Genomic DNA, 26,519 nt, shown 5'->3' on the forward strand with positions numbered 1-26,519 from the left:
ATCTGAACAGAGTTCCTGACTCAGATGACTAGCGCGCGTTGAAGTACTTCGCCTCGGGATGGTGGATCACGATGGCGTCCGTGGACTGCTCGGGGTGCAGCTGGAACTCCTCGGAGAGGTGGACACCGATGCGCTCGGGCTCGAGCAGCTCGGCGATCTTCGCGCGGTCCTCCAGGTCGGGGCAGGCGCCGTAGCCGAGGGAGAACCGGGCGCCCCGGTACTTGAGGGCGAACATGTCCTCTACGGCCGCCGGGTCCTCCCCCGCGAAGCCGAGCTCCGAACGGACGCGGGCGTGCCAGTACTCGGCGAGCGCCTCCGCCAACTGCACGGACAAGCCGTGCAGTTCGAGGTAGTCGCGGTAGGAGTTCGACTCGAAGAGCTTGGCGGTCTCCTCGCCGATCCGGGAACCGACGGTGACGACCTGGAGGCCGACGACATCCGTCTCGCCGGACTCCTCGGGACGGAAGAAGTCGGCCAGGCACAGCCGCCGTCCGCGGCGCTGGCGCGGGAAGGTGAACCGGGTCCGCTCGTTGCCCTGCTCGTCCAGCAGGATCAGGTCGTCGTCCTTGGACACGCACGGGAAGTAGCCGTAGACGACGGCCGCTTCGAGCAGGTTGTCGGTCTGCAGCTTGTCCAGCAGCCCGCGCAGCCGGGGCCGGCCCTCGGTCTCGACGAGCTCCTCGTACGTCGGTCCCTCGCCCGTACGGGCCTGCTTGAGACCCCACTGGCCCTTGAACAGCGCGCCCTCGTCCAGCCAGGACGCGTACTCCTTGAGCTGGATGCCCTTGATGACACGGGTGCCCCAGAACGGCGGAGTGGGCACGGGGTTGTCGACGGCGATGTCGGAGCGGATGTGCCCCTCCTCCGGGCGCTCCTCAATAACGGTCTGCGGGGCGGCGGCCCGCACCCGGCGCTGCTTCAGTTCCGGCAGCACGGCGCCGGGCACGCCCCGCTTGACCCCGATCAGCGCGTCCATCAGGCGCAGGCCCTCGAACGCGTCGCGGGCGTAGCGGACCTCGCCCTCGTAGATCTCGTACAGGTCCTGTTCGACGTATGCCCTGGTCAGGGCCGCGCCGCCGAGGATGACCGGGTAGTCGGCGGACAGGCCGCGCTGGTTGAGCTCCTCCAGGTTCTCCTTCATGATCACCGTGGACTTGACCAGCAGGCCGGACATGCCGATGACGTCGGCCCGGTGCTCCTCGGCGGCGTCCAGGATCGCGGAGACCGGCTGCTTGATGCCGAGGTTGACGACGTTGTAGCCGTTGTTGGACAGGATGATGTCGACGAGGTTCTTGCCGATGTCGTGGACGTCTCCGCGAACGGTGGCCAGGACGATGGTGCCCTTGCCCTCGGCGTCCGACTTCTCCATGTGCGGTTCGAGGAAGGCCACCGCGGACTTCATGACCTCGGCGGACTGGAGCACGAACGGCAGTTGCATCTGGCCGGAGCCGAACAGTTCGCCGACCACCTTCATGCCGTCGAGCAGCGTCTCGTTGACGATGTCGAGGGCGGGGCGGTCCTGGAGGGCCTCGGCGAGGTCGTCCTCCAGTCCGTTCTTCTCGCCGTCGATGATGCGCCGCTTGAGCCGTTCGTCCAGGGGCAGCGCGGCGAGCTCCTCGGCCCTGCCCGCCTTCAGCGACTTGGTGGTGGCGCCCTCGAACAGCGCCATCAGCTTCTGCAGCGGGTCGTATCCCTCGGCGCGCCGGTCGTAGATGAGGTCGAGGGCGGTGGTGACCTGTTCGTCGTCGAAGCGTGCGATGGGCAGGATCTTGCTCGCGTGCACGATCGCGGAGTCGAGGCCCGCCTTGACGCACTCGTCGAGGAAGACCGAGTTGAGCAGGACGCGGGCGGCCGGGTTGAGGCCGAAGGAGATGTTCGAAAGGCCCAGCGTGGTCTGGACGTCGGGGCGGCGGCGCTTCAGCTCGCGGATCGCCTCGATCGTCGCGATGCCGTCCTTGCGGGACTCCTCCTGGCCGGTGCAGATGGTGAAGGTCAGGGTGTCGATGAGGATGTCCGACTCGTGGATGCCCCAGTTCGCCGTCAGGTCCTCGATCAGCCGTTCGGCGATGGCGACCTTGGTCTCGACGGTGCGGGCCTGGCCCTCCTCGTCGATGGTCAGCGCGATCAGCGCGGCGCCGTGCTCCCGGGCGAGCCGGGTCACCTTCGCGAAGCGCGACTCGGGACCGTCGCCGTCCTCGTAGTTGACGGAGTTGATGACGGCCCGGCCGCCGAGCTTCTCCAGGCCGGCGCGGATGACCTCGACCTCGGTCGAGTCGAGGACGATCGGCAGCGTCGAGGCGGTGGCGAAACGTCCGGCGAGCTCCTCCATGTCCGCGACGCCGTCCCGGCCGACGTAGTCGACGCAGAGGTCGAGCATGTGGGCGCCCTCGCGGATCTGGTCGCGGGCCATCTCCACGCAGTCGTCCCAGCGTCCCGCGAGCATCGCCTCACGGAACTTCTTCGAACCGTTGGCGTTGGTGCGCTCGCCGATCGCCATGTACGCGGTGTCCTGGCGGAACGGCACGGTCTGGTAGAGCGAGGCGGCGCCGGGTTCGGGCTGCGGGTGACGTCCGGTGGGCTCGACCCCCCGTACCCGCTCGACGAGCTGACGCAGGTGCTCGGGCGTCGTACCGCAGCAGCCGCCGACCAGGGACAGGCCGTAGTCGCGGACGAAGTTCTCCTGCGCGTCGGCCAGACCCTCGGGCCCGAGCGGGAAGTGCGCGCCGTCCTTGGTCAGGACCGGCAGACCCGCGTTCGGCATACAGAGCAGCGGGATGCGGGAGTGCCGGGTGAGGTAGCGCAGGTGTTCGCTCATCTCGGCGGGGCCGGTCGAGCAGTTCAGGCCGATCATGTCGATGCCGAGCGGCTCCAGCGCGGTGAGCGCGGCGCCGATCTCGGAGCCGAGCAGCATCGTGCCGGTCGTCTCGAACGCCATCGAGCACAGCAGCGGCAGGTCGAGTCCCAGCGCCTCCATGGCGCGGCGGGCGCCCAGCAGGGAGGCCTTGGTCTGCAGCAGGTCCTGGGTGGTCTCGACGATCAGGGCGTCGGCGCCGCCCGCGATCAGTCCCTCCGCGTTCGCCTGGAAGCCGTCGCGCAGTGTGCCGTAGGCGACGTGGCCGAGGGTCGGCAGCTTCGTGCCGGGGCCGATGGAGCCGAGGACCCAGCGCCGGCGGCCGTCGCGGGCGGCGAAGTCGTCCGCGACCTCGCGGGCCAGCCGGGCTCCCGCCTCGGACAGTTCGAGGACACGGTCGGCGATGTCGTACTCGGCCATGGCCGAGTGGTTCGCCCCGAAGGTGTTCGTCTCGACGCAGTCGACGCCCACATCGAAATAGGCTGTGTGGACCGAACGGACGATGTCGGGCCGGGTGAGGTTCAGGATCTCGTTGCAGCCTTCGAGGTTCTCGAAGTCCTCCAGTGTCGGGTCCTGAGCCTGCAGCATCGTGCCCATCGCGCCGTCGGCCACCACGACACGGTCCGCGAGGGCCTCGCGCAGTGCGGCGATACGGGTCCGGTTCTCGGCGAGCTCGGACGGAGGGGACGGGTTCGGCAACGAAGCCATGAAGGTGCTCCCTGGAGTGCGACGGCTGTCGGCTTTGCGCTTCCCATGGAAGGCGCACGCCGTCAGGGTAGCCCGGAGCACCACCGGAGGGTCAGTGGCGTCCAGGGGACGGACGCACGTGGCGAAGGCGACCGGGGTGTTAAGACAGACGCGACATCTTGCGACCACCTATTAGCGGGAGCTCGTCGACGACCGGTAGTGTTCGACATTGCCGAACGGCGGCAGCGCAGGGGCCCGCCGACGGCCCAAGGGGAACGGAGGCAGCACGGCGATGGCACGGAACATCCAGTCGCTCGAACGGGCGGCGGCGATGCTGCGCCTGCTCGCGGGCGGCGAGCGACAGCTCGGCCTGTCCGACATCGCCTCGTCGCTGGGCCTGGCCAAAGGTACGGCCCACGGCATACTGCGCACCCTTCAGCAGGAGGGCTTCGTCGAGCAGGACACCGTCTCCGGGCGCTACCAGCTCGGCGCCGAACTGCTGCGCCTCGGGACCACCTACCTGGACGTGCACGAACTGCGGGCGCGGGCGCTGGTGTGGACCGACGACCTGGCCCGTTCCAGCGGGGAGAGCGTCTACCTGGGGGTCCTGCACCAACAGGGGGTGCTGATCGTGCACCACGTGTTCCGGCCCGACGACAGCCGCCAGGTGCTGGAGGTCGGGGCCATGCAGCCGCTGCACTCCACAGCACTGGGCAAGGTCCTGTCGGCGTACGACCCGGTGGCGCACAGCGAGGTCCTGGAGGCCGAGCGCAACGAGTTCACGGCCCGGACGGTCAGCGCGCTGGAGCAGTTCGAGGGGGTTCTCGACCTGACCCGGGCACGCGGCTACGCGGACGACGTCGAGGAGACCTGGACGGGCGTCGCCTCGGTCGCGGCCCCGATCCACAACCGGCGGCGCATGCCGGTCGGCGCGGTGGGCATCACCGGCGCCGTCGAGCGGGTCTGCAAGGACGGGGAGCTGCGCCCCGAGCTGATCGCGGCGGTGCGCGACTGCGCCCGCGCGGTGTCGCGGGACCTGGGGGCCGGGCGGTTCTGACGCCCGCCCGCCGGCGGCGGCACGCGGGCACCCGCGCGCGGTGGCTCGCGCGTTCCCGTGCGCCCTCCCGCGCGTTCCCCTGAACCATCGGGCCGGTACGTCGCCGACGTACCGGCCTTTCGCACGGTCGCGCGCGCCCACGAGGAACGTGCCCCGGTGCTGACGCCCCGCACCCCGCGGCACGTTCCGGGCACCCCGCCGAAACGTGCCCCGCACCTCCACGGAACGTGCCCCGAACGCATGCGGAACGTGCGCCGCGCACACGCGACGTACCCGTTCGCGTGCGATGCGCTCCCGCTCGAAGATCGATAGCTCACAGCAATCAATAACGATCGTGTTTTCGATAACGGAACCCTTGACGAGCTGGTAACACCGGAGCAAGACTCCCGTCCATCGGTCGACATTGTCGAACACCTGACGACAAAAGCGTTAGGGTGTGGCAGTGCCAGCGGCCGTCATCGCTCTCACCCCCGAGGGCGCGAACCACCGGAGGGACCCGGGGTTCGGCTTCCCCTGGACGAAGGACAAAGGAGTCGCGGGTGTCCAGCTCCGACATCTTCATCGGCGAGACCATAGGTACCGCCATACTCATCCTGCTCGGTGGTGGCGTCTGCGCCGCCGTCACGCTGAAGGCCTCGAAGGCCCGTAACGCCGGCTGGCTCGCCATCGCCTTCGGGTGGGGTTTCGCAGTCCTCACGGCCGTCTACACCTCCGCGCCGCTGTCGGGCGCGCACCTGAACCCGGCCGTGACGCTGGCGCTCACCATCAAGGACGGCGGCTGGAACAACCTGCCGGTGTACTGGGGCGGCCAGTTGCTGGGCGCCATGATCGGTGCCACGCTGGTCTGGGTCGTGTACTACGGACAGTTCCGTGCGCACCTGACCGACCCCGAGATCGTCGGCGCGGCCGAGGAGGGGGCCTCCAAGGCCGTCGAGGCCGAGGAGCCGGCCGCCGGCCCGGTGCTCGGCATCTTCTCCACCGGTCCCGAGATCCGCCACGCGGTGCAGAACCTCGCCACGGAGATCATCGGCACCGTCGTGCTGGTGCTCGCGGTCCTCACCCAGGGTCTGAACGACAAGGGCAACGGCCTCGGCCCCCTCGGCGCCCTGATCACCGCGCTCGTGGTCGTCGCCATCGGTCTCTCCCTCGGTGGCCCCACCGGCTACGCGATCAACCCGGCCCGTGACCTCGGTCCGCGCATCGTGCACGCCCTGCTCCCCCTGCCGAACAAGGGTGGTTCCGACTGGAGCTACGCCTGGGTCCCCGTCGTCGGTCCGCTGATCGGCGGCGCGATCGCCGCAGGCCTCTACAACGTCGCCTTCGCTTAGGAGCATCGCCGAAGCACCGCTCGGGAACACCGCCCAGGAGCACCGCCGAAGAGCCGAACGCCTCGAGGCACGCCCGAAGCACCGCTTACCGCACCTCCAGAGCAGCGCGACGTAAACACGTAGACACCGCCCTTCCATTCGGAACCTTCAGGAGCACACCGTGACCGACGCACACACCGCCGGCCCGTTCATCGCCGCGATCGACCAGGGCACCACCTCTTCCCGCTGCATCGTCTTCGACCGCGACGGCCGCATCGTCTCCGTCGACCAGAAGGAGCACGAGCAGATCTTCCCGAAGCCGGGCTGGGTCGAGCACGACGCCACCGAGATCTGGACCAACGTCCAGGAAGTCGTGGCCGGGGCCATCGAGAAGGCCGGCATCACCCGCGACGACATCAAGGCGATCGGCATCACCAACCAGCGTGAGACCACGCTGCTGTGGGACAAGAACACCGGCGAGCCCGTCCACAACGCCATCGTCTGGCAGGACACCCGCACCGACGCGCTCTGCAGGGAGCTCGGCCGCAACGTCGGCCAGGACCGCTTCCGCCGCGAGACCGGCCTGCCGCTCGCGTCGTACTTCGCCGGCCCCAAGGCCCGCTGGCTGCTCGACAACGTCGAGGGCCTGCGTGAGCGCGCCGAGGCCGGAGACATCCTCTTCGGCACGATGGACACCTGGGTCATCTGGAACCTGACGGGCGGTGTCGACGGCGGCCACCACGTGACCGACGTCACCAACGCCTCCCGCACCATGCTGATGAACCTGCACACCCTCGAGTGGGACGAGAAGATCGCCGAGTCCATCGGCGTCCCGCTGGCGATGCTCCCCGAGATCCGCTCCTCCGCCGAGGTCTACGGCGAGGTCACCGGAGGCCCGCTCGGCGAGCTGCTCGGCGGCATCCCGGTCGCCTCCGCGCTCGGCGACCAGCAGGCGGCCCTGTTCGGCCAGACCTGTTTCTCCGAGGGCGAGGCCAAGTCCACATACGGCACCGGCACGTTCATGCTGATGAACACCGGCGACAAGATCATCAACTCGTACTCGGGCCTGCTGACCACCGTCGGCTACCGCATCGGCGACCAGGCTCCGGTGTACGCCCTCGAGGGCTCCATCGCCGTCACCGGTTCGCTCGTGCAGTGGATGCGCGACCAGATGGGCCTGATCAAGTCCGCCGCCGAGATCGAGACGCTCGCGTCGTCGGTCGAGGACAACGGCGGCGCCTACTTCGTACCGGCCTTCTCCGGCCTGTTCGCCCCGTACTGGCGCTCCGACGCCCGCGGTGTGATCGCCGGTCTGACCCGGTACGTCACCAAGGCGCACATCGCGCGCGCCGTCCTGGAGGCCACCGCCTGGCAGACCCGCGAGATCACCGACGCCATGACGAAGGACTCCGGCGTCGAGCTCACGGCCCTCAAGGTCGACGGCGGCATGACCTCCAACAACCTGCTGATGCAGACCCTCGCCGACTTCCTGGACGCCCCCGTGGTGCGCCCGATGGTCGCCGAGACCACCTGCCTCGGCGCCGCCTACGCCGCCGGCCTCGCCGTCGGCTTCTGGTCCAACACCGAGGACCTGCGCGCCAACTGGCGCCGGGCCGCGGAGTGGACCCCCAACATGGACGCGGACACCCGCGACCGTGAGTACAAGAGCTGGCTCAAGGCCGTCGAGCGGACCATGGGCTGGATCGAAGACGAGAACTGAGGAGCAAGAACCCGCATGACCAGCCAGCCCACCCTGCAGACCGTGCCTGCCCTCGGTACGCACCCGGCCTCCGGCTCCAACCCGAGCCGCGCCGAGACCCGGGAACAGCTCTCCAAGGCGACGTACGACCTCCTCGTCATCGGCGGCGGCATCCTGGGCATCTCCACCGCCTGGCACGCCGCGCAGTCCGGTCTGCGGGTGGCCCTGGTCGACGCCGGCGACTTCGCCGGCGCCACCTCCTCCGCCTCCTCCAAGCTTCTCCACGGCGGTCTGCGCTACCTGCAGACCGGCGCGGTGAAGCTGGTGGCGGAGAACCACTTCGAGCGCCGTGCGGTCTCCCGTCAGGTGGCTCCTCACCTGGCGAACCCGCTCACGTTCTACCTCCCCGTGTACAAGGGCGGGCCGCACGGCGCGGCGAAGCTCGGAGCCGGCGTGTTCGCGTACTCGGCGCTCTCCGCGTTCGGTGACGGCGTGGGGCACCTGCTGAGCCCGTCGAAGGCGGCACAGGACGTGCCGGAACTGCGCACCGAGAACCTGAAGGCCGTCGCGGTGTACGGCGACGACCAGATGAACGACTCCCGGATGGCGCTGATGACCGTCCGCGCCGCCGTCGAGTCGGGCGCGGTCGTCCTCAACCACGCCGAGGTGACCGGTCTGCGCTTCACCCGGGGACGGGTCACCGGCGCGGAGCTGAAGGACCGTACGGACGGTGCCGAGTTCGGCGTCGACGCGCGCCTCGTCCTCAACGCCACCGGCCCCTGGGTCGACCACCTGCGCCGGATGGAGGACGCGAACGCCGCGCCGTCCATCCGCCTGTCCAAGGGCGCGCACCTGGTCCTCAAGCGCACCTCCCCCTGGAAGGCCGCGCTCGCGACCCCGATCGACAAGTACCGCATCACCTTCGCCCTCCCCTGGGAGGACATGCTGCTGCTCGGCACCACCGACGAGGAGTACGAGGGCGACCCGGGCGAAGTCGCGGTCAACGAGAAGGACATAGCCCAGATCCTCGACGAGGCCGCGTTCTCCATCCGCGACCAGCAGCTCTCCCGTGATCTCATCACGTACTCCTTCGCCGGTCTGCGGGTGCTGCCCGGCGGCCCCGGCGACACCTCGAAGGCGAAGCGCGAGACGGTCGTCACCGAGGGCCGTGGCGGCATGCTGTCCGTCGCGGGCGGCAAGTGGACCACGTTCCGGCACATCGGCCGTACGGTCATGAAGAAGCTGGAGTCGCTGCCGGGCCACCCGCTGGGCGAGGACTTCGAGCCGATCTCCGCGCTGCCGAAGAAGCTGCCGCTGCCGGGTGTCGCCAACCCGCGGGCGGTCGCCCACCGGCTGCTCGTCGACGGCCCGGCACCCGGCCCGCGCATGGGCGCCGACACCGCCAGGCACCTCGCGACGCACTACGGTTCGCTGGCCTTCGACATCGCGCGGCTGGCGAACGAGGACGCGGCGCTCGGCGAGCGCGTCCACCCGGACGCCCCCGAGATCTGGGCGCAGGTCGTGTGGGCCCGGGACCACGAGTGGGCCGAGACGACGGACGACGTGCTGCGCCGCCGTACGACGCTGACGATCCGTGGTCTCGCCACGGACGAGATCCGCGCCAAGGTGCAGGACCTGCTCGACAAGAAGTAGGAAGTGGCCAGAACGCACCGGTCTCCCCTATTGCGTACATTGCGCCAGCGGTTCGAGGAATAGTTCGAACCCTGCCGAAGGGGCGGCTCCCACGGGGGGAGCCGCCCCTTCCGCGTGCCACGGCACCCCACAGCAGGCCACGGCACGCCTCCGTACGGCCGGCTTCACAAGGGAACCTCCACCGGCCCCCGGGTCCGGGCGCCTCGCGCACGTTCACCGCCATGAGGGGGTACGCCGATGCCCTCGGGCCCGCGATCCGGGGGCGCCCGCCCGATCCGGCCAGGGATTCTGTGTCCGTTCAACCCGCTGACCCCACATAATGGCCTGATACATCGGAGGTCTGAGGGACATCCGGAGTGACAGGGAGGTCCGCCATGGCAGTCACCGATGAGGCGATCGAGAAGATCAAGGGCATGATCGTCTCCGGCACGCTGCGCCCCGGCGACCGGCTTCCCAAGGAGAGCGAGCTCGCCGCGGACCTCGGCCTGTCCCGCAACTCCCTGCGGGAGGCGGTGCGCGCCCTCTCCCTGATCCGCATCCTGGACGTGCGCCAGGGCGACGGCACGTACGTGACCAGTCTGGACCCCCAGCTCCTCCTGGAGGCGCTGAGTTTCGTCGTCGACTTCCACCGCGACGACACGGTGCTGGAATTCCTCGCGGTGCGCCGCATCCTGGAGCCCGCGGCGACCGCGATGGCCACGTCCAGGATCAGCGAGCAGCAGCTGGACGCGCTGACCTCCCAACTGGACGTGCTCGGCGCCGCGCCATCGGTGGAGGAACTCGTCGCCGCCGACCTGGAGTTCCACCGGGGAATCGTGCAGAGCTCCGGGAACTCGGTCCTGTGCTCCCTGCTGGACGGCCTGTCCGGGCCCACCACCCGGGCACGGATCTGGCGCGGTCTGACCCAGGAGGACGCGGTCAGCCGCACCCTCCACGAGCACCGGGCCATCCTGACCGCGCTGCGCGACCGTGACGCGGAGGCGGCCCGCTCCTGGGCGACGGTGCACATCGCGAGTGTGGAGCAGTGGCTGCGCAGCACGCTCTGACCGGCCGCCGCACGGGTCCGCCACCGGTCCGGTCGGCACACGGATCCGCCGCCGACCCGGCCGGCGGCGCGGGCGCACCCCCTGCCCGGGCCCCCGGCCCGCGCACCGCTGCCCCGCCCTTTCCCGCAGGTTCGGGGCGCCCTTTTCCCGCGAGCCCCACGCGCCTCTTTCCCCAGGTCCGGGGCGCCCGGTTCCGGAAGCGGGCGGACAGCGTCCGCGCGTCGTACGCACCGCTCCCCCGGTCATCGGACGTATCACCCGTCCACGGGGCGGCGCGCTCGGTCACCGGCGAAGTTGACCAAGGACAGCTCGGATGACTCGAGGGTGTTTCGGGGTGAGGAACGGGGCAGTGATCCGTTCACTCCCCTGTGCAAGGGGGCTGCGGAGGCACCCTCGGCACGCCGTAAGGTTGGGGCGTACGCGAGGGCACGTCGGAAGGAGGCGCTGGGTGATCGAGCTGGAGGGGGTTCCCGAGCTGATCGACCCAGTCATGGTGGCCGCGTTCGAGGGCTGGAACGACGCCGGCGACGCCGCCTCCACCGCGGTCGCGCACCTGGACAGGGAGTGGAAGGGCGAGGTCTTCGCGGCACTCGACGCCGAGGACTACTACGACTTCCAGGTGAACCGCCCCACGGTGTGGCTGGACGGCGGCGTGCGCAAGATCACCTGGCCGACCACGCGTCTGTCGGTGGTCCGGGTCGGCGGCGAGAAGCCGCGCGACCTCGTGCTGGTGAGGGGCATCGAGCCGTCGATGCGGTGGCGCTCGTTCTGCAACGAGCTGCTCGGCTTCGCGCACGAGCTGGGTGTGGAACTGGTGGTGATCCTGGGCGCACTGCTCGGCGACACCCCGCACACCCGTCCGGTGCCGGTCAGCGGGGTCACCTCCGATTCCGACCTGGCCCGCACGATGGACCTGGAGGAGACCAAGTACGAGGGCCCCACGGGCATCGTCGGCATCCTCCAGGAGGCGTGCACGCACGCGGGCGTACCGGCGGTCTCGCTGTGGGCGGCCGTACCGCACTACGTCTCGCAGCCACCGAACCCGAAGGCGACGCTGGCCCTCCTCAACCGCCTGGAGGACCTGATCGACCTGCGGATCCCGCTGGGCGAGCTGCCCGAGGACGCGCGGGCCTGGCAGCTGGGCGTCGACCAGCTGGCCGCCGAGGACAGCGAGGTCGCCGAGTACGTGCAGACGCTGGAGGAGGCCCGGGACACCGCCGAGCTGCCGGAGGCGTCGGGCGAGGCCATCGCGCGCGAGTTCGAACGGTATCTGCGGCGACGGGACGGCGGGGGTCCGGCGGGCCCGGCTCCCGGCGGTCACGCCACGGCCGACGGCAGTGACAGCGCGTCCTATCTGCGGGACAACCCGGGCGCGCGCCCGAAGCCGCCCAAGCCCCCGAAGCCGGACACCGAGACCGACAGCGGCAGCGGGGACGAGGACTCGTCGGAGGACTGAGCGGACGGACGGCTCGCGGGGGCGATACGAACCGGCGATACGACCCGGCGATTCGAACGGACGGGGCGGTGCGCACACGGCGCGCCGCCCCGCCGCACGTCCGGCACCGCGTCGACGGGGGTGTGCGGCGCCGCATCACGTACGGGTCCGGTCCGGGACGCACGGTGGTGGTCACGCCGCTCGGGGTCAACTTCCCCCGGCCGCACGGCACATGACCCACGTCCCGCAACCTTTGGCCTGATTCCTGCGTGACATCTCTTTCAGGACGGATTGCACAGGTTTCCCCATTCAACTTGTTTTCAAACCCGGTTCGCGAAGGCGGGGTGGACGAGCCGCCGTGGGCGTGCCAGGTTGTGCCCCGAAGGCGCGGCCCGGAGACGGGAACTGACACCGCGTCTCCCCGCGACACAGCACCCGCACGGACCGAGCGGCGCAGCCGCGGGCGCCCGACAGCGCGCCCGCGGGGACCGAAGGGAGCGGCACGCGATGACCGACCAGGGACAGTCGGCGCAGGGCCCGGGAACAACCGGGCCAGGGCCCGACGGAGCGGGATTCACCTATCGAGGGGCCGAAGAGGAGCTGATCGTCGTCGCCCGCCCCGAGGCCCGGCTGCGCGCCCGGGCCGAAGGCGTCCACTCGGCGGCGGGCGCCGACGTCTCGGCCGTCAACATGTTCCTCAGTGACGAACAGCTCACACTGGAGCCGCTGTTCGGCGGCGAGGAGCGAATCCGGCAGGCCGCCGCGGCGGGCGGCGACGGCAGCCCCGACCTCACGCTCTTCTACCGGGTGCGCGGCGTCGGGAACCGCGCCCAGGAACTGCGCTCCCGGATCGCCGCGCTGCCCGAGATCGACACGGCGTACGTGAAGCCCGGCGCCGTTCCCGCCTCGGCCAGGGCCGCCGGGCACACCGCGGAGGGCGCCGACGGCGGCCGGCGGGTGAAGGAGGGCGCGCCCGTCACGCCGGACTTCACCAGCCGTCAGGGCTATCTGCGTCCGGCGCCCGAGGGCATCGACGCGTACTGGGCCTGGCAGCGGCCGGGCGGTACGGGCCGGGGCGTGACGGTGATCGACGTGGAGGGGGCCTGGCAGCTCGGCCACGAGGACCTGGCGGCGAAGCTGGCCGGTGTCGTCGTCGGCACCCCGATGACGGACCTCGCCTGGCGCAACCACGGCACTGCGGTCATCGGGGTCATCGGCGCCGACCGCGACGAGTCCGGGGTCACCGGCATCGTGCCGGACGCGGTGACCGCGGCCGCGTCCTTCGAGGGCATCGGCACGGCGGCCGCGATCCACGCGGCGGCCGACCGGCTGGGTCCCGGTGATCTCCTGCTGGTCGAACTGCACGCGCCCGGGCCGCGGTTCGACTTCGAACAACGCGACGACCAGCGGGGGTACATCCCGATCGAGTGGTGGCCGGACAATTTCGCGGCCATCCGCTACGCGACCGCCAAGGGCGTCCTGGTGGTCGCGGCGGCGGGCAACGGCGCCGAGTCGCTCGACGACGCGTTGTACGAGCGCCGCCCCGCCGAGTTCCCCGTGTGGTGGCGCAACCCCTTCAACCCCTCCCAGCAGTCGTCCGGCGCGGTACTGGTCGGTGCGGGCGCACCGCCGCCCGGCACGCACGGCCGCGACCACGGCCCGGACCGCTCACGTCTGGCGTTCTCCAACTACGGCGCACGGGTGGACGCCCAGGGCTGGGGGCGCGAGGTCACGACCACCGGCGGCTTCTGGGACCGGCCGGGCGATCTGCAGGGCGGCGCCGAGGAGATCGGCTGGTACACGGACACGTTCTCGGGGACCTCTTCCGCCTCCCCGGTGGTCGCCGGGGCGCTGGCCGCGCTGCAGGGCATGCTCAGGACGGCCGGGCAGCAGCCGATGTCCCCGGAGCTCGCCCGCGCGGTGCTGCGGGCCAGCGGCTCCCCTCAGCAGGACGCGCCCGGCCGGCCCGCCTCCCAGCGGATCGGCAGCCGGCCGGACATCAAGGCCGCGGTCAACCGTCTGCTGCCGGAGGCGGTCGGCTCGGGCCGGGCCGAACGGTACTGGGACGAGCTGCTGCCGTACCCGCGCGAACTCCCGCCCCGGCTCCGGCTGTTCGTGGCCGGTGACTGGCGCACCCTGAACAACCCGTCCCCCGAGATCCGCCAGGCGGTGCACTCCGCCTTCGCGGGCGGACGGCCCGACGTACGTGTCTGGTTCTCGGACGACGAGATCGTCGGCCTGGTGGTCACGGGCTGACGTACCCGCACAGTCCACGATTCACGGAAGGTGGCACCCGTATGAGCACCACCCCGCAGATGAGTCAGCAACAAGGACACCAGCACAACCAGCCCGACCAGCAGCAGGGCCCGAGCACGGCACCGCCCCAGCCCTTCAGCCAGCAGCCTTGGCAGCAGTTCGGGCAGCAGCCCCAGCAGCCGTTCGGACAGCACCCGTTCGGACAGCAGCAGCCCGGGCAGCAGCAGACGCCTCCGCAGATGTCGCCTCAGCAGATGGGGCAGCAGGTCCCGCAGCACCTGCGGCAGCAGCTCCAGCAGATCGGGCAGCAGCAGCCCTTCCAGCAGCTGCTTCAGCAGCTCGGCGGGCAGCAGCAGGGACAACTGCCCGGGCAGATGCCGGGACAGGGGCAGCCGCCGGTGCCGATGAGCGGCGTCGCCTCGCAGGCGCTGGTGAGCGGGACCGCCCAGCACTTCTGGGACGTGGTCACCCCGCTCCCGGGCCAGCCGTCCGTCCTCCACCTGTTCATCGACAACGCCTGGCGTCCCCTGGTGAACCCCGACCGGGTGACGCACGACGCGGTCCGGCAGGCCTTCGCGCACGGGCAGCAGGTCGTCGGTGTCTACGACGGCAACAGCAACACGGTGCAGGCCGTCATCGTGAACCAGTGACGGTCTGAGCGGACGACAACAGGGCGCCGGGCGGCACACCACCGCCCGGCGCCCCACGTGTACGGAGCCGACGGGTTACAGGGCAACACCCAGCAGGGCGTCCACGGCGCGCGAGACCACACCGGTGGCGCCCACGTCCGTTCCGCCCCGCTCGTGCTGGAGCGACGCCCAGCGGTCCACCGCGGCGAGCGCGGCCGGCGCGTCCAGGTCGTTCGCCAGGGCGTCGCGGATCTCCTCGACGAGCGCCTCGGCGGGCGGTCCGTCGGGCCGGGACACGGCGGCGCGCCAGTTCTCCAGGCGGGCGACCGCGTCCGCGAGGACGGCGTCCGTCCACTCCCAGTCGGTGCGGTAGTGGTGGGCGAGGAGCGCGAGCCGGATGGCGGCCGGGTCGACCCCGTCGCGCCGCAGTCCGGACACGAAGACGAGATTGCCCTTCGACTTCGACATCTTCTCGCCGTGCAGCCCGACCATGCCGGCGTGGACGTACGCCTTGGCCATAGGGAACTCGCCGGTGAGTACCTGGGCGTGCGAGGCGCCCATCTCGTGGTGCGGGAAGGCGAGGTCGGAGCCGCCGCCCTGGACGTCGAAGCCCATCCCCAGGTGATCCAGGGCGATGGCCACGCACTCGATGTGCCAGCCGGGCCGGCCGCGCCCGAGCGAGCCTCCGTCCCAGCTGGGCTCACCCTCCCTCGCGGTCATCCAGAGCATCGGGTCGAGCGGGTTCTTCTTGCCCGGGCGGTCCGGGTCACCGCCCCGCTCGGCGGACAGCAGACGCATCGCGGCGGCGTCCAGGCCGGACACTTTGCCGAAGTTGGGGTCGGCCTCGACGGAGAAGTACACGTCCCCTTCGAGCTCGTACGCGGCCCCGGCGTCCCGCAGCCGCTCGACGAGCGGCACGATGCCGGGTATGGCCTCGACGGCGCCTATGTAGTGCCGCGGCGGAAGCATCCGCAGGGCGGTCATGTCCTCACGGAAGAGGGCGGTCTCCTGCTCGGCGAGTCCCACCCAGTCGACGCCGTCGCGCTCCGCCCGCTCCAGGAGCGGGTCGTCGACGTCGGTCACGTTCTGGACGTAGTGAACCTGCCGCTTGGTGTCGAGCCACACGCGCTGAACGAGGTCGAACGCGTTGTAGGTCGCCGCGTGACCCATGTGGGTCGCGTCGTACGGCGTGATGCCGCAGACGTAGATACGGGCGACGGGACCGGGGTCGAGTGTGACGAGACCGCCGGTCGCGGTGTCGTGGATCCGGAGGTCGCGGCCCTCGCCGGGCAGGGCGGGGACCTCAGAAGCGGGCCAGGCATGCATGTCATGAGCCTAACCGGACGGAACTTCCGTATACGAACCGGACCAGGCCTGATGGCTCGGAAGGCCCTCTTGTGCGGGGCGTCGCACTGTGCATCGGCGCCCTTCCCGGCCGGCATGGGGGCGACGGGCCCCCGTCTCCCCGGAGTCGCTATGGCCACATACCTGCACATATCGGTTCATACGCACCTATGCCCGGTGTGACGTTGCACCAGTCTGCGCCAGGGGCACCGAGAGACAGCGGCGCCGCGAGGCGTACCGGGCGGGCGCACCCACCCGGCGGCATCCTCCGCGTCGGGTTCCTCACACCGGCGGCGACCAAGCCAGGCCTGACACGGCTTCAGACCAGCGGCGCCGACACAGGTGGCCCACCTCGGCCCCGGTCGCCTTCAGACCGGTGGCCCCGGACCGGAGGCCTCAGACCGGAGGCCAGGGAATCGCCGGCCACTCCCCGCTCGGTTCCGGGTGCTTCCCCGACGCGAGCATCGCCTCGACGCGGTCGCGCGTGGCGTCGATCTCGGCGGTGGTGATGAGTTCGGCCAGCCGGGTGGCGAGGGGTGCGCTGGGCGCCAGACCGTCCCGCAGCGAGGTGAGGACGTCGACCGCCTCCGGGGTCAGCGGCTCCCCGGCCCAGCCCCACAGCAGCGTGCGCAGCTTGTTGTCCGCGTTGAAGGTGACCCCGTGGTCGATGCCGTACAGCAGCCCCTCACCGGTGGGCAGCAGATGACCGCCCTTGCGGTCGGCGTTGTTGATCACCGCGTCGAGCACGGCGAGCCGGCGCAGCCGCGTGTCGTCGGCGTGCACGAGCAGCGCGGTACGGCCCTCGCCCACCTCGGCGAAGCCGATGGCCTTCCAGCCCTCCGCGGGCTCCTCGTCGTCCACCAGGGCGAGCAGACCGGCCCCGTCGTCCTCGGGGGACGCCTCGACCCACAGCTGGCACATGCCCTCGCCGTAGGGTCCGTCGCGCAGCACGGTGGTCGGGACCAGCCCCCACCCGGTCGCCTCGGAGACCTCGTACGCGGCGACCTCGCGCTGTGCCAGGGTGCCGTCCGGGAAGTCCCACAGGGGGCGCTCCCCGGCGACCGGTTTGTAGACGCAGAACACGTCGCGGCCCTCGTACGAGACGGAGCAGTACAGCACCGCGTTCGAGGCCTCACGGATCCGTCCGCGCACCTTCAGCTCGCCCTGGGCGAGCAGCTCGGCCGTGGTCACGCTCCGCGGCGGTATCCGTTCTGGCGCGGACATACGTGTCCTTCCGGGTCGAGCGGGAGGCTGCACAGCGGGCAGGGCGGCCGGCCCGCGTTGACGACGTCGAGGGCGCGCTTGGCGAACGCCCGCGCCTGCACTCCGGTGAGCCGGACGCGGAGCATCGGCGGACCGTTCTCCTCGTCCTGGAGGAGCCGTTCCTCGGCCTCGGCGAGGTCCTCGTCGGAGTCGGCGTCGAGCTCCACGAGGGCCTGCGCCTCGACGATCATGCGCTGTTCGTCACCGTCCCAGGCCAGCGCCATGGTGCCGACCCGGAACTCCTCCTCGACGGGCGTGTCGAGGGGGGCGGTGTCGGACACCTCGGTCGAGGCCACGGCCGGGACCGGGGCGATGCCGCCGGTGCGCCGTACGACCTCGTCGAGGAGTTCGTCCATGCGTTCGGCGAGTGCGGCGACCTGGGTCTTCTCCAGCGCCACGCTGGTCACGCGGGGGCCCGAGGAGGCCTGCAGGAAGAAGGTACGGCGCCCGGGCAACCCGACCGTACCGGCCACGAAACGGTCCGGGGGGTCGTAGAGGAACACCTGACGGGACACGTCCTGTCTCCATTGGATTCGGCATGCGGACCGGCTGACTGCGTCGGCCCGCATCGGTTGCTGACGACTTGCTGACAACTGATGCGCTGCTTCGACCGCTTCACCCTACTGCGGCCGACGATCACGGTGCGCCCGCACCGCCCCCGACCGGGGCGTCGCCGCTCGGGGGCTCCTCGCGCGGCGCCAGGGAGGCGAGATCGCCGGTGTCTCCGAGGCGGACGAGGAAGGGGCGCAGTCGTGTGTAGCGGATCGCGGTGATGGAACACGGTTCCACAGAAATCCGCTGGAAGAGATCCAGGTGAAGTCCGAGTGCGTCGGCGACGAGCGACTTGATGATGTCGCCGTGCGAACACATGAGGTAGACGGCGTCGCTGCCGTGGTCGCGCTCCACGCGCGCGTTCCACTCGCGTACCGCCTCGGCGGCGCGGGTCTGCATGGCCCGCATCGACTCACCGCCGGGGAAGGCGGCCGCGGAGGGATGCGCCTGGACGACCTCCATCAGCGGCTCGTCCTTCAGCTCGGCGAGCTTGCGGCCGGACCAGTCGCCGTAGTGCGCCTCCCCGATGCGCTCGTCGGTGTGCGCGCGCAGCTCGGGCCGGGCGTCGAGCAACGGCTGCACGGTCTCCTGGCAGCGCTGCAGGGGGCTGGTGACGACTTCGGAGAGCGGCAGCGCGGCGAGCCGCCCGGGCAGCGCCGCGGCCTGCTGGGCCCCGCGCTCGTCGAGGGCGACGCCGGGGGTCCAGCCGGCGAGCAGACCCGCAGTGTTGGCGGTCGAGCGTCCGTGCCGGACGAGGATCAGGGTGGGCATGCGAACCAGCGTAAACGGGTGACGCCCGGACCCGTCCGGGCCTGTGGACGACCGGCGTCGGCGTGCGCGCCGGCCGAGGCGGGGGGAGAATACGCTCCGTGATCGTCGACTGGGCCATCTACCGCCATGGGCACCGGTCCGAGGGCCCGGAGGACCTCTCCGACGCCCTGGACACGGCGCGCGCCGAGGGTGACGCGTTCGTCTGGATCGGTGTGAACGAACCGACGGAACAGGAGTTCGACCTCGTCAGCAGCGAGTTCGGGCTGCATCCGCTGGCGGTCGAGGACGCGCTGAAGGCGCACCAGCGGCCCAAGCTGGAGGTCTACGACGACTCGCTGTTCATGGTCCTCAAGCCGGTCCGTTACGAGCCGGAGAGTGACGTCGTCACCGCGGGCGAGGTCATGGTCTTCATCGGGGATTCGTTCGTGGTGACCGTCCGGCACGGCGAGAGTTCACCGCTCGCGGCCGTACGGCGCCGTCTGGAGGCGGACCCCGAGTCGCTGCGGCGCGGACCGACGGCGGTGCTCTACTCGATCGCCGACGCGACGGTGGACCACTACCTGGAGGTGGCGACCGAACTGGGGACCGATCTGGAGGAACTGGAGGCGGAGGTCTTCTCACCGTCCGTCGGGGGCTCCCGGCACACCGCGTCCAGGATCTACGCCTTCAAGCGGCAGGTCATGGAGTTCCGCCGGGCGACGGTCCCGCTGACCGTCCCGCTGACCCGGCTCTCCGGAACGGGCGGGTCCGCTACGTCGGTGCCGTTCGTGGACGCCGCGGCGCAGCCCTTCTTCCGGGACGTCAACGACCATCTGGCGCGGGTGAACGAGTCGGTGGAGGGTCTGGACCGGCTGGTCTCGGACATCCTCTCGGCGCATCTCGCGCAGATGAGCGTGCGGCAGAACGACGACATGCGGAAGATCTCCGCGTGGGCGGCGATGGCCGCGATCCCCACGCTGATCGCCGGGATCTACGGCATGAACTTCGACCACATGCCGGAGCTGCACTGGCTGTGGTCGTACCCGGCGGTGGTGCTGGGGATGATCACACTGGAGATCCTGCTGTACCGGCTCTTCAAGCGGCGGGGCTGGCTGTAGCGACGGGCTCGCCCACCGGCGGAGTGCCGGCGGCGGGAACGCCCGTCGATCGACGTGCCGGCGGCGGGAACGCCCGAAAACAGGCGCGTGGGCCGGGTCGACCGGGTCGCCGGCCGGGGCGCCCGGCCGGCGATCACGCGAACTCGTGTGCCGCGGCCGGAGGACCGCCCAGCGCGTCTCGCCGCTCGGGCATCCTCAGGGAGACCATGCGCCGCCAGCCGCCAGCCCGCTCGTAGGCGTAGACGGCGTGGATGCCCGCGGTGAGCGTCGACGCCTTCCCCCGGGGCCAGCCGAGGATGCGCCCCATGTGGGCAGTCACGGCGAGACTGACGTCCCGGTAGACGCGAATCTCGGCGAGCGCGCAGGCGCGCAGCGTCCGCTGGATGGCGTGGCCGTGCCCGGCCGAGGCGAAGCGCAGCAGCTCCTCGTGGCAGTAGGCGAGATGCCTGTCCTCGTCGTCGGAGATCATCCGGACGGCGCGGCCGAGCTCGGGATGGTCCGCGAAGTGCCTGCGCAACAGGTCCATCTGCTCGGAGGCGCGCTGCTCGGTGACCCTGCTGTGGGCGAGATACGTGACGATGTCCCGCACACTGAGCGGCTGCTCGCTCCTGAGCTTCTCGTGGGCGAGACCGATGCCCCGGCGTTCGAGGAGGATCGTGTAGTCCGTGTCGGCCGGGACGGCGACCGGGGCGAGACCCCGCTTCTTCATCAGGGCGTTGAAGATCCGCCCGTGCTTGTCCTCGTCGGCGCCGTGCCGGGCGATCTTCGGCGCGAGCCCGCGTTCGCCCGGGGGGACGAGCGCGGCGATGCGCCCGTTCTCCCAGCCGCCCTGCGATTCCCCGCTGGCGGCGATGGAGCAGAAGAGCCGGAACGACTCGTCGTTGTCGAGGATCTCCTGGAACAGACTCTTGGCCGAAAGCATGACTCGCACCTCTCCGCAGTTTCCGCGCAGAAAACGAGTCAAATCGGATGCCGGGGACCCGGCAACCGATGTGTCGGACAAATCCGCCGAACGAAGGAGGGACCGGGAGGCCGGGGCGCGTAACCGAGCGGGCTCCCGCGCGTTGTTCACGGTGACGGCCGTGGCGGGGAAGACCCCCGAGCCCCCACCACGGCCGCGGAACTCTCCGGTCGGAGTATGTCGAAGTAATCCGTCGCGTTACGCCAGACCGGCCCGCTCCAGGGCGTCGGAGCCGGCGCGGAGCGAGGCGATGCGGTCGTCGAGCGTGAAGCCCGCGGGCGCCAGGGTGAGCGTGGTGACGCCGGCCGCCGCGTACGCCTGCATACGGTCGGCGATGCGGCCCACGGAGCCGAGCAGCGTGGTCTGGTCGATCAGCGCGTGCGGGACGGCGGCCGCGGCGCCCTCCTTGTCGCCGGACAGGTACTTGTCCTGGATCTCGGCGGCCTCCTTCTCGTACCCCATACGCTGGGCGAGCTGGTTGTAGAAGTTCTGCTTGCGGCTGCCCATCCCGCCGACGTACAGCGCGGTGTACGGGCGGAACGTGTCGGCGAGCGCCGTCACGTCCTGGTCGGCGCCGACGGCGAGCGGCAGCGTCGGGCAGACGTCGAAGCCCTCCATCGTCAGGCCCGCCTTCTCCCGGCCCGCGCGCAGGAACTTGATCGCGGTGTCCTCCAGATGCTCGGCCGACGGGAAGATCAGCAGCGCGCCGTCGGCGATCTCACCGGTCTGCTCCAGGTTCTTCGGGCCGATCGCGGCGACGTACAGCGGGATGTGCTCGCGCTCCGGGTGCACGGTCAGCTTGATCGGCTTGCCCGGGCCGCCCGGCAGCGGCAGCGTCCAGTGCTCGCCCTCGTACGAGAGCCGCTCCCGGGTCATCGCCTTCCGCACGATCTCCACGTACTCGCGGGTCCGGGCCAGCGGCTTGTCGAACTTGACGCCGTACCAGCCCTCGGAGACCTGCGGCCCGGACACACCGAGGCCGAGGCGGAAGCGGCCGCCGGAGAGCGAGTCGAGGGTGGCGGCGGTCATCGCGGTCATCGCCGGCTGGCGGGCCGGGATCTGGAAGATGGCCGAGCCGACGTCGATGCGCTCGGTCTGTGCGGCGACCCAGCTGAGCACGGTCGCCGCGTCGGAGCCGTAGGCCTCGGCCGCCCAGCAGACGGCGTATCCGAGCCGGTCGGCCTCCTGGGCGACGGCCAGATTGTCCGCGTCCATTCCGGCACCCCAGTAGCCGAGGTTGATCCCGAGCTGCATGGCCGATCCCCTTACCGATCAGTAACGTCCCTTGTGCGGGAGACCCTAGCGCGCGGGCGGGCGTTCTGACCGGAACGGGTTCCGGCTCTGATCATCCGGGTTGTCCACAGGGCCACCACGAGGTGAGTTCTGGCCAGTAATCTCGGCGTCCATGGAGCAGAGGCATCTCGGCCGTACCGGCCTGCGTGTGTCCCGGATCGGACTCGGCACCCTCACCTGGGGGCGGGACACCGACGAGCACGACGCCGCGGAGCTGTTGAAGGTGTTCTGGGAAGCGGGCGGGAACCTCGTCGACACCGCGGACGTGTACGGCGACGGGGAGGCCGAGTACGTGCTCGGACAACTCATAGAAGGGCTGGTGCCGCGCCGCGACCTGGTCATCTCCACGAAGGCGGGCAGCGTGCCCGACCCGGACCGGCGGTTCGACGGCTCGCGCGGACACCTCCTGTCGGCACTCGACGCCTCGCTCCAGCGGCTGGGCACCGACTACGTGGATCTGTGGCACGTGCACGCCTTCGACCCCGGCACCCCGCTGGACGAGACCCTCCAGGCACTCGACCTCGCGGTCAGCAGCGGCCGCGCCCGGTACGCGGGCGTGTCGAACTTCTGCGGCTGGCAGCTCGCCAAGGCGGCGACCTGGCAGCTCGCCGCGCCCGGCACGCGGACCCGGCTGGCAAGTACGCAGATGGAGTACTCCCTGCTCCAGCGCGGCGTCGAGCGGGAGGTGCTGCCCGCCGCCCTCGACCTCGGCGTCGGGCTGCTGCCCTCCTCCCCGCTCGGCCGGGGCGTGCTCACCGGGAAGTACCGGGGCGGCACGCCGTCCGACTCCCGGGGCGGCTCGGAGCACCTCGCGCCCTTCGTCGCGCCGTACCTTGACGACGCGGCGAGCAGCATCGTGGACGCGGTGACGACCGCCGCGGACGGCCTCGCGGTCACGCCGCTCCAGGTCGCGCTCGCCTGGATCCGCGACCGCCCGGGAGTCGCCGCCCCGATCGTCGGCGCGCGCAACGCGCAGCAGCTCATGGGCGCTTTGTCAGTGGAGGCCCTTAGTCTTCCTGACGAGATCTGCCGGGCGCTCGACGATGTGTCGGCACCCGTGCACCACTATCCCGATCACGACTGGAGCACGCTGTGAGCACGGAGCCCGAGACCACGGAGGAAGCGGAGCCGGGGGCCCTGGGCGCCGCGGCGGAGACCGACGCCCCCGGGGCCGGCGATGCCCCGGGTGCCGATGACGTGCCCGGGACCGGTGACGGGCCCTCCGCGAGCGGGGACACGGACGGGGACGGGGACGCCGAGGGCGGGTCGGAAATTGCCGAGGGCCTGACCGAGGAAGCCTCGGACGGGACCGAGGAAGCGGCGGACGGGACCGAGGGGGCCGCCGCCCAGCTGTCCGAGGCCGAGGCCGAGTTGGCGGCCCAGCGGCTGGAGCGGGAGCGGATCGAGCGGCGGAAGGCGGAGAAGCGGGGTCCGATCGCCGCCGGTACCGGGCTCAGCGGGACGGCCGCCGACCTGCTGGCGGCGGTACGGGCCGTGGAGAGCGGCGCGAAGCCCGTGGCCGCCGCCTTCCGCGAGCCCGAGCCGGCCCCGCGCGCCACCGCGCCGGAGCCCGCGCGACGCCCGCTGCCGGTGTCCGCCCCGGCCGCGTCCCCGGCCGCTCCCGCCGCGCGGACCGTCGAGGCCGTTCGTGCCGTCCTGACCGGCGGCGGCGCTCCCGACGGGCTCGCACCGCAGGTCGTCGCCACCCTGGGCGAGGGCGCGGACGGGCAGCTGCGCGAGGACCCCTGGCAGTTGCTGCGGGTCGCCGGGGTGCGGCCCGAGCAGGCCGACGGGTTCGCCCGGGCGCTGCTCGGCACGGAGTGCGGTCCCGACGACGAGCGACGCGGCCGCGCGCTCACGGTGTGGCTCCTCGAACAGGCGGCGCTCGCCGGACACACCGCCCTCGACGCTCCCGCGCTCACCGCCGCGCTCTCCCAGCGCGCCGTCCCGGACCCGGACGCGGCCGTGCAGAGCACCCTCGCCGAGGGCGACGCGCTGGTCTTCCAGGACGCGCTGGAGACGGCGGCCCCCGTGGCGGCCCCCGCGCGTGACGACGCCGAAGAAAGCGCCGAGGAGGGCGAGGAGCGCCCGGTCCGCGTCCTCGTGGGCCTGGAGCGGTACGCGCTGGCCGAGGAGAGTCTCGCCGACGGACTGGCCCGGGTGATGAACTCCGTACCGAAGGACGACGGTTCGGCGGCCGACTGGGAACGGGCCGCCGCCTCCGCCGGCCGCTCCGCCGCCGAACTGATCCGCACGGCCGCGGGTCACGGCCTGGTCCTGCACACCGGTGGGGACGCCTCCCGGGCCGAGGCGGCGGCCCTGCTGCATGCCGCGCGCGGTCTCGGCCTGCGCGCCTGGGCCGCCACGCACACCGCCGACGGCCGTGACCTGCGCGCCTCCGGGCCGGCCCCGCACGACCTGCCGGACGGCCCCGAGGGCGGGGAGGACACCACCGTCGTCACCGTCGAGGACACCGCCGTCGTCACCGTCGCGGATCTGCTGTCGGGCGCCGAGGGCCCGGGCCGGGACGCGGACGGCGCCCTGGACCTCGACCTCCTCGTCGTCCTCGACGCGCCCCAGCTCGACGTGGAGACGGCGGCCGTGCTCGCCGAGTCGCTGCCGGACGGCGCGCGGCTGGTGCTGAGCGGGGACCCGGGGGTGCTGTGGTCGGCGGGTCCCGGCAGGGTCTTCGCGGACCTGCTCGCCGCCCGCGTGTGCCCACAGGTCGCCTCGCGGACGCCGGACCCGGGACCCGTCGGGGAGCTGGTCTCCGGGGTCGGGATCGGCGAGCTGAACCAGGTCGAGGCTCCCGGCAAGGAGGTCGTGATCGTGCCGGTGCGCGACGCCGGCGAGGCGGTGCACCGCACCGTGCAGCTGGTCGCGGACTCGGTGCCGCGCGCGATCGGCATCCCGGCCGAGCAGACGCAGGTGATCACTCCGGGGCACGGCGGCGCGGTGGGCACGCGCGCGCTCAACACCGCGCTCAAGGAACGGCTGAACCCGGGCCCCGGCCGCTTCGGGGGCTTCGACCCGGGCGACCGGATCGCGTACTCCCCCGTGCCGGGCCGGACCCTGCCGGGTCAGGTGGTGAAGGCCGACGCCGACGGGCTGCACCTGGACTGCTCGGGTGCCCCCGTCGTCGTACCGAAGGAGCGGGTGGAGCAGTCCGTTCGGCTCGGGTGGGCACTCACCGCGCACCAGGCGGTCGGCCTGCGCTGGCCCGCCGCGGTCGTGGTGCTGCCGGGCGACGCGGCGGCAGCCCTGACCAGGCCGTGGGTCTACACCGCCTTCGGCCGCGCCGAGCGCCATCTGTCCGTGGTCCACGGGGTGGAGCAGGCGCTGCAGCGGGCGGTGGCCGAGGTGCCGCAGAAGCCGCGCACCACGCGCCTGCCGGCTCTGCTCAGGGCACAGGTCCCGACGGCGGGCTGAGCCTCACGGACGGGCCTCCGGGCGGTGCTCACCGGGGAAGCCCACCGACGGAGCTCATGGACAAAAAGGTGGCGGCCACCGGGCTCCGGTGACCGCCACCTCCTCACGCCGGGGTCAGCGATCGGCGTCCAGGGGCTCCAGGTCTCCGTCCTCGTCCAGCTCGGCGTCCGTGTCGAGGTCGTCGTCCAGTTCCTCGTCGTCCGACTCGTCGTCGAAGACCGCGCTGACGTCGAAACGGCAGACGACGCGCTGGGGGTCGATCGCCTCGAAGGGGGTCTCCAGCCACTCGCCGGGCTCGGCCGGGTCGTCCGCGGCCGTGACCCAGAGCGTGGAGTCGCCCTCCTCCAGACCGAACTCCTTGTGCCGGGAGGCGATCTCGTCCGGTTCGAACTCGCCGAACAGGACACCGAGCGCCCCGTGCACCGTGCCGGACGCCGCGTCGAAGCCCGCGGCCGCGGTGGCGCCGTCCTCCTCCACCGCCTCCACCCGCTGGGCCTGCGCCAGGAGTCGCTGGGGCTCCACCACCGCGTAGTCCCGGCGGATCAGGACGCTCAGGGCGTTCGGCTCCTCGGGGCCCGTGTACGGCGGCAGCGTGTCGTCGCCGGAGGGGATCTCGAAGGGGGTGACCTCGTCGTAGCGGTCGTAGAGCAGCTCGTCGTACTCCTCGGCCGCGGCGGCCAGCTCGTTGAACGCCTCGTAGACGGCCGGGTCGTCATCGCCCGACCTGCGCTCGACCGCGGCCAGGTGGCGGTCGAGTGCGGTCTTGACAGCCTCGGCGGCGGCGCGTACCTCGGCAGCGGTGGGCTGCACAGCATCAGACATAGTGCAGACGCTATCCGTACACGGCCTCTGCCCGCACAATAGATGCGATGCCGGAATACGAATTTGTCGACGTGTACGTTCCGCGCGGGGTTTCCCGCAAGGACGCCACACGCCTGCTGACGGACCATGCGGAGTACGGACACTGGGAGTTGGACCGCCTCACGCTGCATCGCGACGGCAGCCGCAGGGTGCGGTTGCGCCGGCGGATCATCCGCCAGGTGCGTGCCACGTGGTGAGCGGAAGCGACTGAGACGGAGAGGGCCCCGCCGGTGCGGGGCCCCTCCGGTCGCGGCGCCACCGGGGAACGCGGGTGGTGTCGCGATGACGCCTGTGCCGGTGCCACCGCGCGCGCCCCTGTCCCCCGGCC

At 71.5% G+C, this 26,519-nt stretch carries 20 protein-coding genes; 12 read left to right on the plus strand and 8 right to left on the minus strand.

Annotated features, from left to right (window positions below; all coding sequences use genetic code 11):
- Nucleotides 1-28: 28 nt before the first annotated feature.
- Nucleotides 29-3,559: a methionine synthase gene (gene metH, locus OHB41_RS12095; protein WP_266697908.1), complete on the minus strand. Its 3,531-nt coding sequence runs from the start codon at nt 3,557-3,559 to the stop codon at nt 29-31.
- 271 nt (nt 3,560-3,830) lie between these two features.
- Here metH and OHB41_RS12100 point away from each other — a divergent pair, with 271 nt between their 5' ends.
- From OHB41_RS12100 to OHB41_RS12135, 8 genes are all read left to right on the plus strand, one after another.
- Nucleotides 3,831-4,595: an IclR family transcriptional regulator gene (locus OHB41_RS12100; RefSeq protein WP_168527299.1), complete on the plus strand. Its 765-nt coding sequence runs from the start codon at nt 3,831-3,833 to the stop codon at nt 4,593-4,595.
- A gap of 539 nt (nt 4,596-5,134) precedes the next feature.
- On the plus strand, nt 5,135-5,923 hold the full coding sequence (locus OHB41_RS12105; protein ID WP_266697910.1) for an MIP/aquaporin family protein: 789 nt from the start codon (nt 5,135-5,137) through the stop codon (nt 5,921-5,923).
- A 160-nt stretch (nt 5,924-6,083) separates the two neighbouring features.
- Nucleotides 6,084-7,622, plus strand: a complete 1,539-nt coding sequence (gene glpK, locus OHB41_RS12110; RefSeq protein WP_266697911.1) for a glycerol kinase GlpK — start codon at nt 6,084-6,086, stop codon at nt 7,620-7,622.
- Nucleotides 7,623-7,637: 15 nt separating this feature from the next.
- The gene (locus OHB41_RS12115) at nt 7,638-9,254 is read left to right on the plus strand and encodes a glycerol-3-phosphate dehydrogenase/oxidase (protein ID WP_266697912.1); all 1,617 of its coding nucleotides are present in this window, start codon (nt 7,638-7,640) and stop codon (nt 9,252-9,254) included.
- 374 nt (nt 9,255-9,628) lie between these two features.
- A complete protein-coding gene (locus tag OHB41_RS12120) occupies nt 9,629-10,300 on the plus strand; it encodes a FadR/GntR family transcriptional regulator (RefSeq protein WP_266697913.1) in 672 nt (223 codons plus the stop codon).
- 448 nt (nt 10,301-10,748) lie between these two features.
- Nucleotides 10,749-11,756 carry a PAC2 family protein gene (locus tag OHB41_RS12125; RefSeq protein ID WP_266697914.1) on the plus strand — a complete coding sequence of 336 codons (1,008 nt, stop codon included), beginning with the start codon at nt 10,749-10,751 and terminating at the stop codon, nt 11,754-11,756.
- A gap of 486 nt (nt 11,757-12,242) precedes the next feature.
- Nucleotides 12,243-13,991 carry a S8 family peptidase gene (locus OHB41_RS12130; RefSeq protein ID WP_266697915.1) on the plus strand — a complete coding sequence of 583 codons (1,749 nt, stop codon included), beginning with the start codon at nt 12,243-12,245 and terminating at the stop codon, nt 13,989-13,991.
- A gap of 41 nt (nt 13,992-14,032) precedes the next feature.
- Nucleotides 14,033-14,641 carry a hypothetical protein gene (locus OHB41_RS12135; RefSeq protein WP_266697916.1) on the plus strand — a complete coding sequence of 203 codons (609 nt, stop codon included), beginning with the start codon at nt 14,033-14,035 and terminating at the stop codon, nt 14,639-14,641.
- A gap of 75 nt (nt 14,642-14,716) precedes the next feature.
- On the opposite strand, the gene mshC is transcribed toward OHB41_RS12135, so the two are convergent.
- From mshC to OHB41_RS12155, 4 genes are all read right to left on the minus strand, one after another.
- On the minus strand, nt 14,717-15,946 hold the full coding sequence (mshC, locus tag OHB41_RS12140; protein ID WP_266697917.1) for a cysteine--1-D-myo-inosityl 2-amino-2-deoxy-alpha-D-glucopyranoside ligase: 1,230 nt from the start codon (nt 15,944-15,946) through the stop codon (nt 14,717-14,719).
- A gap of 414 nt (nt 15,947-16,360) precedes the next feature.
- On the minus strand, nt 16,361-17,188 hold the full coding sequence (locus OHB41_RS12145) for an Rv2133c family protein (RefSeq protein ID WP_266697918.1): 828 nt from the start codon (nt 17,186-17,188) through the stop codon (nt 16,361-16,363).
- Nucleotides 17,152-17,742, minus strand: coding sequence for an Rv2134c family protein (locus OHB41_RS12150; RefSeq protein ID WP_266697919.1), 591 nt, complete (start codon nt 17,740-17,742; stop codon nt 17,152-17,154). Before OHB41_RS12150 ends, OHB41_RS12145 begins: the two co-directional genes overlap by 37 nt.
- A gap of 121 nt (nt 17,743-17,863) precedes the next feature.
- Nucleotides 17,864-18,550, minus strand: coding sequence for a histidine phosphatase family protein (locus OHB41_RS12155; protein ID WP_266697920.1), 687 nt, complete (start codon nt 18,548-18,550; stop codon nt 17,864-17,866).
- A gap of 98 nt (nt 18,551-18,648) precedes the next feature.
- On the opposite strand from OHB41_RS12155, the gene corA reads away from it, so the two are divergent.
- Nucleotides 18,649-19,647: a magnesium/cobalt transporter CorA gene (corA, locus tag OHB41_RS12160; protein ID WP_266697921.1), complete on the plus strand. Its 999-nt coding sequence runs from the start codon at nt 18,649-18,651 to the stop codon at nt 19,645-19,647.
- 133 nt (nt 19,648-19,780) lie between these two features.
- Here corA and OHB41_RS12165 read toward each other — a convergent pair whose 3' ends face one another.
- A complete protein-coding gene (locus tag OHB41_RS12165) occupies nt 19,781-20,569 on the minus strand; it encodes a ferritin-like domain-containing protein (RefSeq protein WP_266697922.1) in 789 nt (262 codons plus the stop codon).
- A 237-nt stretch (nt 20,570-20,806) separates the two neighbouring features.
- The gene (locus OHB41_RS12170; protein ID WP_266697923.1) at nt 20,807-21,862 is read right to left on the minus strand and encodes an LLM class F420-dependent oxidoreductase; all 1,056 of its coding nucleotides are present in this window, start codon (nt 21,860-21,862) and stop codon (nt 20,807-20,809) included.
- A 151-nt stretch (nt 21,863-22,013) separates the two neighbouring features.
- On the opposite strand from OHB41_RS12170, the gene OHB41_RS12175 reads away from it, so the two are divergent.
- Nucleotides 22,014-22,997, plus strand: a complete 984-nt coding sequence (locus OHB41_RS12175) for an aldo/keto reductase (RefSeq protein WP_266697924.1) — start codon at nt 22,014-22,016, stop codon at nt 22,995-22,997.
- Nucleotides 22,994-25,330 carry a helix-hairpin-helix domain-containing protein gene (locus OHB41_RS12180; RefSeq protein WP_266697925.1) on the plus strand — a complete coding sequence of 779 codons (2,337 nt, stop codon included), beginning with the start codon at nt 22,994-22,996 and terminating at the stop codon, nt 25,328-25,330. Before OHB41_RS12175 ends, OHB41_RS12180 begins: the two co-directional genes overlap by 4 nt.
- Nucleotides 25,331-25,444: 114 nt before the next feature.
- Here OHB41_RS12180 and OHB41_RS12185 read toward each other — a convergent pair whose 3' ends face one another.
- Entirely contained in the window at nt 25,445-26,152 is a 708-nt protein-coding gene (locus OHB41_RS12185; RefSeq protein WP_266697926.1) for a hypothetical protein, read from the minus strand.
- Between the two features lie 47 nt (nt 26,153-26,199).
- Between OHB41_RS12185 and OHB41_RS12190 the strand changes: the two genes are divergently transcribed.
- Nucleotides 26,200-26,388 carry a DUF5703 family protein gene (locus tag OHB41_RS12190; protein WP_215186758.1) on the plus strand — a complete coding sequence of 63 codons (189 nt, stop codon included), beginning with the start codon at nt 26,200-26,202 and terminating at the stop codon, nt 26,386-26,388.
- Nucleotides 26,389-26,519 lie beyond the last annotated feature (131 nt).

Origin of the sequence: Streptomyces sp. NBC_01571 (genome assembly GCF_026339875.1) — a bacterium.
Taxonomy (GTDB): Bacteria; Actinomycetota; Actinomycetes; order Streptomycetales; family Streptomycetaceae; genus Streptomyces.

What these genes read in the sequence shown, in the direction of transcription:
- OHB41_RS12190 (WP_215186758.1), top strand. Translation starts at nt 26,200, where the DNA reads ATGCCGGAATACGAATTTGTCGACGTGTACGTTCCGCGCGGGGTTTCC.
- mshC (WP_266697917.1), bottom strand. Translation starts at nt 15,946, where the DNA reads ATGCATGCCTGGCCCGCTTCTGAGGTCCCCGCCCTGCCCGGCGAGGGC.
- OHB41_RS12145 (WP_266697918.1), bottom strand. Translation starts at nt 17,188, where the DNA reads ATGTCCGCGCCAGAACGGATACCGCCGCGGAGCGTGACCACGGCCGAG.
- OHB41_RS12170 (WP_266697923.1), bottom strand. Translation starts at nt 21,862, where the DNA reads ATGCAGCTCGGGATCAACCTCGGCTACTGGGGTGCCGGAATGGACGCG.
- OHB41_RS12120 (WP_266697913.1), top strand. Translation starts at nt 9,629, where the DNA reads ATGGCAGTCACCGATGAGGCGATCGAGAAGATCAAGGGCATGATCGTC.
- OHB41_RS12135 (WP_266697916.1), top strand. Translation starts at nt 14,033, where the DNA reads ATGAGCACCACCCCGCAGATGAGTCAGCAACAAGGACACCAGCACAAC.
- OHB41_RS12185 (WP_266697926.1), bottom strand. Translation starts at nt 26,152, where the DNA reads ATGTCTGATGCTGTGCAGCCCACCGCTGCCGAGGTACGCGCCGCCGCC.
- OHB41_RS12130 (WP_266697915.1), top strand. Translation starts at nt 12,243, where the DNA reads ATGACCGACCAGGGACAGTCGGCGCAGGGCCCGGGAACAACCGGGCCA.
- OHB41_RS12155 (WP_266697920.1), bottom strand. Translation starts at nt 18,550, where the DNA reads ATGCCCACCCTGATCCTCGTCCGGCACGGACGCTCGACCGCCAACACT.
- OHB41_RS12175 (WP_266697924.1), top strand. Translation starts at nt 22,014, where the DNA reads ATGGAGCAGAGGCATCTCGGCCGTACCGGCCTGCGTGTGTCCCGGATC.
- OHB41_RS12115 (WP_266697912.1), top strand. Translation starts at nt 7,638, where the DNA reads ATGACCAGCCAGCCCACCCTGCAGACCGTGCCTGCCCTCGGTACGCAC.
- OHB41_RS12100 (WP_168527299.1), top strand. Translation starts at nt 3,831, where the DNA reads ATGGCACGGAACATCCAGTCGCTCGAACGGGCGGCGGCGATGCTGCGC.
- metH (WP_266697908.1), bottom strand. Translation starts at nt 3,559, where the DNA reads ATGGCTTCGTTGCCGAACCCGTCCCCTCCGTCCGAGCTCGCCGAGAAC.
- OHB41_RS12165 (WP_266697922.1), bottom strand. Translation starts at nt 20,569, where the DNA reads ATGCTTTCGGCCAAGAGTCTGTTCCAGGAGATCCTCGACAACGACGAG.